Origin of the sequence: Streptomyces sp. ISL-66, assembly GCF_018614135.1 — a bacterium.
Taxonomy (GTDB): domain Bacteria; phylum Actinomycetota; class Actinomycetes; order Streptomycetales; family Streptomycetaceae; genus Streptomyces.
This window is the reverse complement of record NZ_JAGGOW010000161.1, coordinates 16864-28329: the sequence shown is the minus strand read 5'-3', so window position 1 is coordinate 28329 and position 11466 is coordinate 16864. Positions and strand designations below refer to the sequence as shown.

Annotated in this window: 14 protein-coding genes and 1 pseudogene; 6 read left to right on the top strand and 9 right to left on the bottom strand. The window is 67.4% G+C overall.

The annotated features are described in order from the left end of the window. The first annotated feature begins 69 nt into the window (after nucleotides 1–69). Both J7E97_RS29050 and J7E97_RS29045 read left to right on the top strand, forming a co-directional pair. A pseudogene (locus J7E97_RS29050) lies at nucleotides 70–877 on the top strand (IS5 family transposase). Nucleotides 878–1721: 844 nt separating this feature from the next. After that, nucleotides 1722–3044, top strand: coding sequence for a geranylgeranyl reductase family protein (locus J7E97_RS29045; protein WP_215033479.1), 1323 nt, complete (start codon nucleotides 1722–1724; stop codon nucleotides 3042–3044). Between the two features lie 804 nt (nucleotides 3045–3848). Here J7E97_RS29045 and J7E97_RS29040 read toward each other — a convergent pair. The 8 genes from J7E97_RS29040 to J7E97_RS29005 form a co-directional block, all read right to left on the bottom strand. Next, entirely contained in the window at nucleotides 3849–4262 is a 414-nt protein-coding gene (locus tag J7E97_RS29040; protein WP_215033466.1) for a gas vesicle protein K, read from the bottom strand. Then, nucleotides 4259–4474: a gas vesicle protein gene (locus tag J7E97_RS29035; protein ID WP_215033463.1), complete on the bottom strand. Its 216-nt coding sequence runs from the start codon at nucleotides 4472–4474 to the stop codon at nucleotides 4259–4261. The genes J7E97_RS29040 and J7E97_RS29035 overlap by 4 nt, the downstream gene beginning before the upstream one ends. Further along, nucleotides 4471–5331 (bottom strand): GvpL/GvpF family gas vesicle protein, encoded by an 861-nt coding sequence (locus J7E97_RS29030; protein ID WP_215033460.1) that lies wholly within the window; start codon nucleotides 5329–5331, stop codon nucleotides 4471–4473. Before J7E97_RS29030 ends, J7E97_RS29035 begins: the two co-directional genes overlap by 4 nt. Nucleotides 5332–5336: 5 nt before the next feature. Then, nucleotides 5337–5702, bottom strand: coding sequence for a gas vesicle protein (locus tag J7E97_RS29025; RefSeq protein WP_251055328.1), 366 nt, complete (start codon nucleotides 5700–5702; stop codon nucleotides 5337–5339). Nucleotides 5703–5774: 72 nt separating this feature from the next. Continuing rightward, the gene (locus J7E97_RS29020) at nucleotides 5775–6023 is read right to left on the bottom strand and encodes a gas vesicle protein GvpG (protein WP_215033457.1); all 249 of its coding nucleotides are present in this window, start codon (nucleotides 6021–6023) and stop codon (nucleotides 5775–5777) included. A gap of 42 nt (nucleotides 6024–6065) precedes the next feature. After that, complete coding sequence (locus J7E97_RS29015) at nucleotides 6066–6785, bottom strand: GvpL/GvpF family gas vesicle protein (RefSeq protein ID WP_215033454.1); 720 nt, start codon at nucleotides 6783–6785, stop codon at nucleotides 6066–6068. Between the two features lie 3 nt (nucleotides 6786–6788). Next, complete coding sequence (locus J7E97_RS29010) at nucleotides 6789–7250, bottom strand: gas vesicle structural protein GvpA (protein WP_215033451.1); 462 nt, start codon at nucleotides 7248–7250, stop codon at nucleotides 6789–6791. 29 nt (nucleotides 7251–7279) lie between these two features. Further along, a complete protein-coding gene (locus tag J7E97_RS29005) occupies nucleotides 7280–7657 on the bottom strand; it encodes a gas vesicle protein (RefSeq protein WP_215033448.1) in 378 nt (125 codons plus the stop codon). A gap of 211 nt (nucleotides 7658–7868) precedes the next feature. Between J7E97_RS29005 and J7E97_RS29000 the strand changes: the two genes are divergently transcribed. Then, the gene (locus J7E97_RS29000; protein WP_215033476.1) at nucleotides 7869–8849 is read left to right on the top strand and encodes a histone protein; all 981 of its coding nucleotides are present in this window, start codon (nucleotides 7869–7871) and stop codon (nucleotides 8847–8849) included. Between the two features lie 3 nt (nucleotides 8850–8852). Further along, nucleotides 8853–9920, top strand: coding sequence for an SRPBCC family protein (locus J7E97_RS28995; RefSeq protein WP_215033446.1), 1068 nt, complete (start codon nucleotides 8853–8855; stop codon nucleotides 9918–9920). 89 nt (nucleotides 9921–10009) lie between these two features. On the opposite strand, the gene J7E97_RS28990 is transcribed toward J7E97_RS28995, so the two are convergent. Then, nucleotides 10010–10183 carry a CsbD family protein gene (locus tag J7E97_RS28990; protein WP_215033443.1) on the bottom strand — a complete coding sequence of 58 codons (174 nt, stop codon included), beginning with the start codon at nucleotides 10181–10183 and terminating at the stop codon, nucleotides 10010–10012. Nucleotides 10184–10636: 453 nt separating this feature from the next. On the opposite strand from J7E97_RS28990, the gene J7E97_RS36320 reads away from it, so the two are divergent. Together J7E97_RS36320 and J7E97_RS28985 are read left to right on the top strand one after the other, a co-directional pair. Beyond that, nucleotides 10637–10930 (top strand): hypothetical protein, encoded by a 294-nt coding sequence (locus J7E97_RS36320; protein ID WP_251055327.1) that lies wholly within the window; start codon nucleotides 10637–10639, stop codon nucleotides 10928–10930. Nucleotides 10931–11166: 236 nt separating this feature from the next. Further along, nucleotides 11167–11316 (top strand): hypothetical protein, encoded by a 150-nt coding sequence (locus J7E97_RS28985; RefSeq protein WP_215033440.1) that lies wholly within the window; start codon nucleotides 11167–11169, stop codon nucleotides 11314–11316. Nucleotides 11317–11466: the final 150 nt, after the last annotated feature.

Genomic DNA, 11466 nt, shown 5'->3' with positions numbered 1-11466 from the left:
AGAAACGGACTTAACGTCCACTAAGAAGTCATCTCATTTGGATGGTTCGGTAGGCTGTCGGTCGTGGGGATTGTTGAGCGGCTGGTGCCGGATGAGTTGTGGGTGTTGTTCCAGCGGGTGGTGCCGGAGGCTCCGTCGAGGCCTCAGGGTGGTGGTCGACGTCGGCACACGGTGATCGCGAGGTGCTGGCTGCGATCGTGTTCGTGGCCACGTCGGGCTGCACGTGGCAGCAACTGCCCACAGCTTCGTTCGGGCCGTCGGGGGCAACGGCTCACCGGCGGTTTTCCGAATGGAGCAAGGCCCGGGTGTGGGCCAAGCTCCACCGCCTGGTCCTCGATGAGCTCGGCGCCCGCGGTGAGCTGGACTGGTCGCGCTGCGCGATCGACTCGGTGAACATGAGGGCCGGGCCCTGAAAAGGGGGACCTGACAGGTCCGAATCCTGTAGACCGGGGCAAGTTCGGCTCGAAGATCCACTTGATCACGGACCGGACCGGTCTGCCCCTGTCCGTCGGAATCTCGGGGGCCAACCTGCACGACAGTCAGGCCCTCGAGCCCCTCGTCCGGGGCATTCCGCCCATCCGCTCACGCCGCGGCCGCCGACGGCGCAAGCCCGGAAAGCTCCACGCGGACAAGGGCTACGACTATGCCCACCTGCGGCGATGGTTACGTGGGCGCGGTATCAAGCACCGCATCGCCCGCCGAGGCGTCGAGTCTTCACAGCGTCTGGGCCGCCACCGCTGGGTCGTCGAACGCACCATGGCCTGGCTCGCCCGGATGCCGCCGTCTCCACCGCCGCTACGAACGCAAAGCCGAGCACTTCCTCGCCTTCCCCAGCATCGCCTGCACCCTCATCTGCTACCGCAGACTCGCCAAATGAGCTGGCTTCTAGGGAAACAGCGCTCGCAGCACTGAACGCCGGCGTCGCACTCCACGACGTCGAGCACTGGGCAGGGCTCGACCCCGTCAGCACGGACGAGGACGACCAGTAGCCGGGGGCGGCCCGGAAGCAGGCGCAGCGGGCGTAGATACCGCATCCGGCGCTCCCACACGAGCAGAATAGGCATACCCGGGCAAAGGTGTTGGTGACGGGTAGGTGACTCAGCTACGTCGTTCGTTCACCTTCGGCCTCGGGTGGGACTTTGATGTTTGAATCGGGTAGGCGGTGCAGATGGGTTTATATTTTGCGTGTAGATAACCCTGGGTAGTCGGCTTCTTTTGGTACTGCTCGCCGGAATCACCGCGAGTGCCATGTTACCGATTAAGTGAGACTGTCTATACGTCCTGTAGCACGCAGGAGGCGCTCATGAGATTTGACTTGAGTCGGCACCGTCGTAAGTTGCGCAGGCGTCGGGCACTGGCCCGTTGGGCGCCTCGATCGGTTATCCACCGGATGTTCGTGCGGCTTTCGGTGGGGGCCCTGCGACTGACAGCTTGGGGCGTGCGTCGGGCGTTTCGGCACGTGTTGCGTGCCGCGTTTCATGCGGTGCTGCCCCGCGGCCTTTGAGGACGGGACGTGGGCCCGTCGCGGTTCACTTGAAGACGGACCGTTGTTGGCGAACGCTCTGCGTGCCGACGGCGGACCTTGAGTGTTGGGCAGGCACCCGTGCACGCGCGGAGGCTGTCCAGCAGCGCAGCGTTCCTGACAGAATCAGCAATGCCGCTGGCAGCTTCGGCCCTGCCGCACGGCTGGCTCGCATGACACGCGACATAGTGATGGAGTGATTACCAAACGCGACAAGGCAGCTGGCGGCGTCCCAGATGGCGGCCCTTCGCAACCCGACGAAGAGGCACAGGTCATCGTGGTGGGGGCGGGGCCGGCCGGTTCTGCCGCTGCAGTGCACCTGGCGCGTGCGGGCGTGGACGTGTTGCTGCTGGAGAAGAGCGACTTCCCCCGGGAGAAGGTGTGCGGCGACGGGCTGACGCCGCGGAGCGTGAATCAGTTGGTGCGGATGGGTGTCGACATCAGTGCACCGGGCTGGATGCGCAACAAGGGCATGCGGTGGGTGTGCGAGGGCAACCAGGTGGAGCTGGACTGGCCGCGGCTGGGCAGTCTTCCCGACTTCGGGCTCACCCGCACCCGCCATGACTTCGACGACCTGCTGGCCGCTCATGCGCGTACTGCCGGAGCGCGTCTGCGCACCGGGGTGAAGGTGACGGCCCCGCTGACCGACCGGGCGGGCAACATCACCGGGGTGGCTGCCTCTCGCGGGCCGGGAGGGGAGCCCGCCCATTACCGGGCGCCGCTGGTCGTCGCGGCCGATGGCGCCTCCGCGCGGACTGCGCTGGCTCTTGGCCTGGAACGTGATGCGAGTCGGCCCGTCGGGGTGGCGGCCCGCCGCTACTACCGCAGCGAGGCCCGCACGAACGACCCGTACCTGGAGCTATGGGCCGATCTGCGCTGCCCGCGCACCGGGCTGGATCTGCCGGGGTACGGCTGGGTGTTCCCGCTCGGTGATGGACGCGTCAACGTTGGTCTCGGTACTTTGCCGCAGCAACGGCGGCGTCGGCCGGTGGACCTGAGGGAGGCCTTGGAGCACTGGCTGGCCCGCCTGCCCGCGGATTGGGGGCTGCGGGAGGAGAATGCGGACTCGCCCCTGCGCAGCGCGCCCTTGCCAATGGGATTGAACCGGCGGCCGCAGTACCGGCGGGGTCTGTTGCTGGTCGGGGACAGCGCCGGCATGGTCAGTCCGTGGAGCGGTGAGGGCATCGCCCAGGCGTTGGAGGCCGGGGAGGTGGGCGCGGAGATCATCGCTTTGGCCTTGGCCCGGCCGGCAGGGCCACGGCGGGAACACGCACTGGAGCAGTACCCGGCGGAGATCCAGCGCCGCTGGGGACGCTACTACCGTCTAGGGAACCTCGCCGGTGATCTCCTGTTCTCCCGGTACGGCTTCCGGCCGATCCTCCACCCCCGCGTGATGGCCTCGCCCCCGCTCCTGCGTGCCTTGGCCCGCCTGCTCACCGCCGTGACGGACGAGCCGGCCCACGACAGGATCGACGCCATCCTGCACACCCTTTTGCGCCTGGTCCCAGCGCCGCGGCGGTAGGACGACCCCAATCCCCGGCACCCGATGTCCGGCGTAGTCCGAAGTGCGGTCATGTCGTCGCTCTCCGGCTCCACGGCAGCAGTTCGCGGCCGGCCGCAGCTCGCGCTGCGAGAGGGCCGAAACTCGTGGAGGGCAGGCGGGCCGACAGCCGGAGGCAGCCGGCCGCCGGTACGTTGAGGCGCCTATTGATCGAGGCGCGGACAAAAGCGGTTGTTTCCAAAGAGGAGGGCACCCGGCCTGATTCGCTGATTTCACGGTGGTGCATGCTGGCGAGATTCCCCAGCTCCGTGTCCGTCAACGGACTCTCCAGGGCCGCGAGGGCCGTGTCCCCGTGTTGGCCGGTACTGGCCGGCACCAGCAGTACCCGGGCTCGCGCAGGAACCGGCCGCGAGCAGACAGGTCGCGTGGCATCGGCGCCACGCCGGGACGGCCGGGCAATCGGAGAAGTCGTGGGTGGGAGCGGGGGCGGCGTAAACGCTTGTCGCGCCGGTTATCGTGACGACGAGGGCGGCGGCGAGGGCGAGGGCGGCGGCGGTCTTCTTCATGGCTCATGCGGTGAAGCGCCGCGCCCGGTGACGCTTGGTTGCCCCTGGCATGTCCTCAGGCACGTCAGGGCCCGGCCCGACGGCCTCTTCGGTCTCCACCGCACGAAACGGCTCCCCCTCTCGGAGCGGAGCCGTTTCATGTGCTTGGCGGTGGCGGTCGGCGATGGCCCGGTTGTCGTGTACGCGCTGCCGAGCCAGACGCGGAAGGGCTATGGGTGGGTGGTGCCGACGGGCGCATCGCTGGTGTCGGGGGCCCGTCTCAGGTCCGGGGTGGGAGGAGGGGCCCGAGCGGGCCGAGGTCGAGGTTGAGGTCTTCCAGCGTGTAGCCGTGCTCGGCGCACAGGTCGGCCAGGCGGTCGTGGAGGGCCAGGAGTGTGGCTCCGAGCTCCTCCTCCTGTTCGTCCGTGAGGTCCCCGTTGTCTACGCGGCGTAGGGCTTGGCGTTCGATGAGCTGGCGTAGGAGTTCGACGAGGGTGAGGACGAGTTTGAGGAGGTCCTCTTCCACGGTGTCGCGGTCGGTGTATAGGTGGTGTGCCGCGCGTGGGGGTGTCTCGTGCGGTGTGGGCGGTGCCTGCAGAAGCCGGAAGGCCTGTGTCATCCGGTCGCCGACATCTCGCAGGGCCCGCGACGGGGAAGGGGGCTGGTCGGGGTGTTGTCCTGGGCGTTCGCTCATGTCCCGCGCTTTCCCTGGGGTGCCCGCGGAGGCGTCTCAGAGCTGACGGAGACGATGAGAGCGCGCAGTGAGATACGGACGAGGTCGATGTCGGCGATGGACAGGACGATGTCGCCGGTGATGACCACTCCGCCGCTGAGCAGTCGATCCAGGAGGTCGACCAGCGCTACCTGGCGCTCGGGCAGCGGTTCTGCGTGCTCGGCGATGGTCATGAGCTGCGCCCCTCCGCAGGGTTCGGGGCTGGATCCTGGCGAGGGGACATGGCGAAGGAGTAGGGCGCCCACGGTCCTGTCACATCGACACGGACGCCGTCGATGGCTGCCGCGGCCTCTTCGAGGTCGGCTTTGAACCGCTGCGCATACTCGTTGGGAACGAGGTAGGCGTCGTTGAGAACGTTCTCCGCGGAACCGGCCAGGGCGCCGCGCTGGGCCGGGTGGCGTACGCGCTGCGAGGCGTAGCGGGAGGCGATGGCTTCGATGGTTGCGGCGGCTTGCTGCGCTTGCCCGTACGTGGCTTCCAGGGCGTTGTGCTGGGCTTTGCGGCGTTGGAGGTATGCCTTGCCAGGTGTACTGGCAGTGCCGGCGTCGATGGCGGGGTCGGGGTCGGGGTCGGTCGGGGGCGTGGTGGGGGCGAGGTAGATTTTCACGCCGAATTCGGTGTGGGCGGTGAGCTGGGTGAGTCTTTCGGCGAGCGTTGTGTGCTGCTCGGTGAGGGCCTGGCGGGCGCGGTCGTCGTCCTGGTAGACGGTGGCCATCCGCAGAGGCAGGACCGTGGTGTGGGCGGTGAGTTTCTGTACGACGTCGTGGTGGGCGCGGGCGACGTTCTCGAGCCACTCCAAATCCTCGAAGTGGTGCTTGAGTGCGCTTTCGTTGAAGTCTGCGGCGGGAACGTGACTGGTGGCGAAGGCGAGGGGTGGTGGGGTGTCGTCGGGGCCGGTTTCGGTCGCTGTGGTGACGTAGAGGACGGGCGCTCCGTGGATTCCGCGGAGGTCTGTCATGGCGTCGCGGAGGTGTGGGTCGAGGCGGGCCGCGGCGTAGACGTAAGTGAAGGTGTCCTCGGATGTGTTCATCGCCGTCATCTCCGAGTGGACCCGCCACCCGTGTGGCGTGTGCGGGGTGCAGGTTCCTCATCTGCGGTCACTGGCGCCTGTTGGCCGTCGGGGAGTTCGCGGCGCAGTGCTTCCAGTTCGGCGCGCAGGCGGCGGTTTTCCTGTTCGAGGGGGCTGCCGGTGTGCCGGGAGGAGAGCGAGGGGTCGTGTTCCCACCAGTCGATGCCCATCTCTTTCGCCTTGTCCACGGAGGCGACCAGGATCCGCAGCTTGATGGTCAGCAGTTCGATGTCGAGGAGGTTGATGCGGATGTCGCCGGCGATGACGATGCCTTTGTCCAGGACTCGCTCCAGGATGTCGGCGAGGCTGGAGGTGCTCTGCCCGTACGGCATGGGGGCAGCGCGGGACGGGAAGGAGCCCAGTCGACTGGGTAGTGGTTCGGACACGATGGCCCTCGCTTCCCCTCAGGGAAATCGTTGGTGGAATTCTGCGATTTCTGTCAGCCGGTCGATGAGCTCGTCCTCCCGGCGGTCGAAGGTGTCCTGGTCGATTTCGCCGCTTACCAGACGGCGTTCGAGGTCGGCGAGCTCGCGCCATACCGGCGCCGGGTCGTAGTACTCGTCTTCGGCCTTTTCAGCGACCCGCTGGGCGGCCCATACGACGGCACGCACGGGTGCGGCGGGGAGCGTGAGCAGATAGGTCAGCAGTCCCATGGTCCGCGTCCTCCTTCCCTCGGGTGGCGGGCTTTGCGGTGGTCACTGCACGAAGCTGTACGGGGGCAGGGGGCCGGTGATCCGGAATTCGACGCCGCCCTTGATCTGGCTGGCTAGGCCGGCGTGCACCGCCAGCAAGTCGTCCTTTCGTTCGTGGGGGACCAGGAGCGACAGGTTGAGGAAATCAGGACTGGAGGGCGGGTGGGCGGCGTGTTCCCGGGCGTAGGGAAGCAGCGTCTGTAGCAGTCCTGCGGCCAGCTCGTCCTGGCGTTCCTGTACGTCGCGGGCGACGAGTTCGCCCAGGGCGAGAGGTAGCTGCGGATCCTGCTCGCCGGCCCGGATCCGGTCGTTGAGTGCCCTTGCTTCGGGGGAATCGTGCAGGACCTCGCGCAGCAGTTCTTCCTCGTCCTGCTGGGAGGCTCGCACGTGGTACTCGGCGCAGCCGTCGAGTCGCTTGAGGGAGGCGAGGTAGTTGTCGGTGTTCTCCTCCAGGACTTGTCGGACGGCCTGGTCGTCGGCGGCGACGTAGCCGAACTGCAGCGGCAGAACCACTGCGGCGGCCATGAGTCGCTCTTGCACCTTCTGGTGGACTTGGAGGTCGCGGCGCTTGGGTCGGATTTCTTCGGAGACGTCGCTGACCACTGCGGACAGGGGTCCGGCGTGGATGGTGCGCAGGGGTGCGGGGTGGGAGCCCACCCCGGTGAGGCCGTCGAGGCGGTGGGGGTGGTCCTTGGCGGTGATCGCGTACACGTAGAGCGCCATCGGTTACTCCTTTTCCCGGCGCACCGGGCGCCGGGCGGGACGCCGGCGCCTGGGGGCGGCCTCCTCCTCTTCGAGCTCCTCCTCCTCGGGTTCGTTCGATTTGGCGGAGCGGCCGGTCAGGGATTCGGTGACCGCATCGACGGCTCCGCTCAAGGCGCCCTTGGATTTGCCGTGGGCCCCGCCTTCCATCATGGTTCCTACGACTTCGGGCAGCTGGGCGGGTGCCTTGCGGCCTGCTTCCAGGTCGAGCCGGTTGCATGCCTCGGCGAAACGCAGGTAGGTGTCGACGCTGGCCACCACGATGCGGGCGTCGATCTTGATGAGTTCGATGCCCACCAGTGAGATGCGGACGAATACGTCGATGACTAGACCGCGGTCGAGAATGAGCTCCATGACGTCGTAGAGACTGCCTGAGCTGGGCCCGCCCCTGCTTACACTGCTGCCGCTCTGCGGCACCATGGTCATGGCGCCTCCTTTCGCTGGCGGCCTGGGATTCAGGTCGGCCGGTCGATCATTCCTCGGCTGTAGCGGCGGGTCCGTTCGTAGGAGACCAGTTGTCCGTCCGGACTCAGGGCGACCTTGTAGCTGGCCATGACGCTGGTCGTGTCGGGGATGCGTTCGAGTTCCACTACCTCCACCTGTGCTTCCCAGCCCTCCTCGGTCGGCTTGAGGGAGGAGACGGAGTCAGGTGTCCTGCCGAGGAGTTGAGAGAGCTGTCCGGCCGCGGAGCGCATCGCGGACGCCGCGTCGGGGATCCCGGCCGGCCGTCGCTTGGCGGGCGTGGGACGTGTCGGCGGCCTGTCCGGTCTCTCGGTGTCGTCGGCCGTGAGGGGGCGGACTCTGCGCGGACGTGCCGGTTCTGCAGCGGCCATAGGTCACTCCACTGAAGTAACACCACTTGCCCAATACAATGTCATCATATATGGAGATATCTCCCGGCTCGGGGGTAGGCGGTTCTCAGACCGCCTGAGCGGGGTGGTCCTCCCTGTGCCGGCAGCACATGAGCGCCGGCCTGTCCGCAGACCCGGAGTTTCCTGGGCGGCGATGAAGACTGCGAGCGCCCGGGTGAAGGGACCGAAGCTCATGCAGGACACGACCAAAATCGCGCTCGCGGCCGCCGTGGCCGGGGGCTATGTACTGGGACGCACCAAGAAGGGCCGCCTCGCGTTCACCATGGCGACCTATCTCGCCGGGCGGCGGTTCGGTCTCGAGCCGGGCCAGCTCATGACACAGGGCCTGACCAAGCTCAAGGAGACGCCGCAGTTCGCCGAGATCAGCGACCAGCTGCGCGGCGAGGCCTTGGACGCGGGCAAGAAGGCACTGGGCGCCGCTGCCAACCGCAAGCTCGCCGACCTCGCCGGATCCCTCCACCAGCGGACGCTGGGGCTGAGCAGCACGCAGCAGGACGACGACGAGGAGGAGCCAGCCGAGTACGAGGACGAGTACGAGTACGAAGACGAAGGCCAGGACGAAGACCAAGAGGGCTCCGCCGAGCCGGAGGACGAGGAGGAAGAGGAGGAAGAGGAAGAAGAAGAGCCGGAGGAAGAAGAGGAGGAGGCGTACGAGGAGGAGGCATACGAGCCGGAGCCCGAAGAGGAGGAAGAGGAGGAAGAGGAGGAAGAGGAGGAAGAGACTCCACCGCCGCGAAAGCGCGGCCGGCCTCCCACGCGGTCTCGTTCCGGCGCCGCCTCCGACGCGCCCGCTCGCAAGAGCGCGCGCCGTGCGAGCACGTCCGCGCCGACGGCTCCCGCCAGGAAAACTGCGGCGAAGAAGACCGCGGCAAAGAAGGCCCCTGCCCGGTCCGCGGTGGCCAAAAAGACCGCACCGGCCAAGACCAGCGCTCGATCGGCAGCCGCCAAGAAGGCTCCACCCTCCAAGAGCACCGCCAAGAAGACCGCCGGCAGCAGCGCGGCAAAGAAGCCCGCAGCGAAGAAGACCACTCGCGGTCCCGCTGGCAAGACAGCGGCCAAGAAGACCGCGGCGCGCACTCCCGCACGCAAGACAGCCGCCAAGAAGACCGCGGCGAAGAAGACGGCGGGCCGCAAGCCGTCCACGCGGAGGTAGGCCATGGCTAAGTCAGACCGTGCCCACGGGCAGGAAGACAAGTCGGGGCTGGACCAGCTCGTCGAGGAGCTGACCGCATTCCTGGGCGCCCAAGCCGGACAGCTCGCGGACAAGGCATCGGACAAACTCGGGGACGTCACCGACCAGCTCCAGGATGTCGCCGACGGCAGCGGGAAGCTGTCCGACGTCGCCGGCATCGGGGGACGGATGGTGCAGGGCGACTCGCCCCTGAAAGCGATGGTGGGACAGGGTCTCGGTGGCCTGAAAGACAAGGTGACCGACGCCGCCTCCAACCTGTTCGGCAAAGGAAAGAAGGGCCGCAAGAGCGGCGGCAAGGTCGTCAACATCGTCGAGTTCATCGACGTGGGCCTGCCCCTACGTACTGTGTACGACCACTGGACGCAGTACGAGGACTTCAGCGGGTTCGCCAAGGGGGTGCGCGACGTCTCACGTAATGACGACACCACCAGCGACTGGAAGGTGAAAGTTGGCCCCTCCACGCGCGGATTCAAGGCCACCGTCCAGGAGCAGGTTCCCGACGAGCGGATCGTGTGGACCTCCGAGGGCGCCAAGGGAACCACACGCGGCTGCGTCAGCTTCCACGAGCTCGCTCCGTCCTTGACCCGGATCGTCGTCGTCGTCGAGTACTACCCCTCCGGGCTTTTCGAGAAGACCGGCAACCTCTGGCGCGCACAGGGCCGCCGCCTGCGTCTGGACCTCAAGCACTTCCTACGGCACGTCTCCCTCACCACCGACGAGCCCGAAGGCTGGCGCGGCGAAATCCGCGACGGCGAGGTCGTCCTCACCCACGAAGAGGCCCTGGAACAAGAGGGCGAGGAGGAAGACGAAGACACGGATGAGGAAGGCCGCGAGTACGAGGAGGCCGAGTACGAGGAGGGTGAAGAAGGCGACGAGGCCGAGGAGGACGAAGAACCTCAAGAGGACGAGGAACCCGACGGCCCGTACGCCGATGAGGAGGAGGAATACGAAGACGAGGAGGAGGCGGCTGAGGAAGACGCAGACGATGAGGCCGAGAAACCACACCGCCGCCGTCGGCGACAGCGCCAGTAGCCGTGGATTCGCGGAACTCGCAGAAGGGCCGACCCAACGGTCGGCCCTTCTCTTCTCAGCGGCCAGCTCGCCTCTCCGCGCGCTGCCGGTCAGTGCTTCAACGTGTCCTTGACTTTCTGAGCGGCCTGCTTCGCGTCGCCTGCCGTCTGCTCGCGGGCGCCCTTCGCCTCCAGGCTCTCGTTTCCGACAACCCGGCCGGTGGTCTCCTTCACCTGGCCTTTGGCCTTCTTGGCCACATTCTTGGCCTTCTTGCCTGCCGCCATCTCGTCACCTCCCACGCCACTGCACAGCGGGTTTGAAGAGCTCCCGCTCCCCTACCCGCCAGCACGCCGCGTAAGCAAATTATCTACCCAAAAGCTGATTTTATCGTCCGCTGAACTCCGCTCGGTTCCGCCGACGTGGGAAAACTGCGGCACGACGCAGAGCCTTGCGCCCGGGGGCAGTATGCCGGCGACCAGCGGCTTCCGACATGGCAGTGGCCGGCTCGCATCGCGGTGGAAGGTCACACCGCGATGCGAGCCTGCTACGCGCCGAACGCGCTCCGCCTCGGTGTGATCTCCCCGGGGGAAAGGCGCAACGAAGCGCAGGTGTGAATCGCGTCCCCCAGGGGCAGGAGCCGACCGCCGCTCAGCGAGGCGGGCGCTGCCCGATGCCCTCCCGCGCTGCCGGCGACCGGAAAGGACGGCGTGAAGCCACAGCCGACGCCTGGAGATCACATGAGCTGGACATCCTGGACCACCCGCGGCGTTTTCGCCGGGCGGGGCGGAGTGAAAACCGACGAAGCCGGTCCCATCATCGGGGAAATAGACGTTCACACCACGTGGACCGAAGCTGACGGAAAGGCGCACGTGACCGTCCAGTACAGCGGTGCGTCGGAATGGTTCACGATGTCGGGCAGTCCAGTTCCGTGCCCCAGCGCCGACGGAAGCCGCCTGCTGCACGATGCCGTCCTCGAGGCCGTAGGTGCCGGAGGCGCGGCTACCGTCCCGCGCAGCGATGTCGTCAGCTGACCGTGCGACCCCGTCCTTGAAGTAATTCCGCCGGCGTGCACCGGATGACTGGCTCGCAGGCTCCTCCTGCGGTTCCCGGCCGCCCGGGCATGCGGACTCCGCTGAGCGGCGGGCGGTGGTGGCCGCGTACGTCGATTGAGTTACGGCGGGGCTGGTCTCACCCGCCGCAGGTGCCCGTTGCCGGCTCACAGGGCGCGGGTGACCGTGACCAGGACGGTAACGGGTCCACTTGTGCCGTGCTGGGTGAGGTAGGCCGTGACCGCGATCCCCACGTGTTCGCGTACCTGTCGGGCGACGTCGGCTACTCGGTGGTCAGCGTGCAGGATGCAGCGCACTTCGACCTGCCAACCGTCTTCCGACGAGAGTGCGGAGCGAATGCCGACTGATGTGGGGGGTGAGGTGGCTTTCGCGCCTGTCACAGCGTGCTTTGTCCGAGAGGCAGCGAGGGCCAGCCGCTCGGTGAGGGAGGGCTGGAGTGCGGCTACGCCTGGTACGGCGAGGGCAGCCCGGGCTGCGGCCAGGTGCACGCCTTCGCG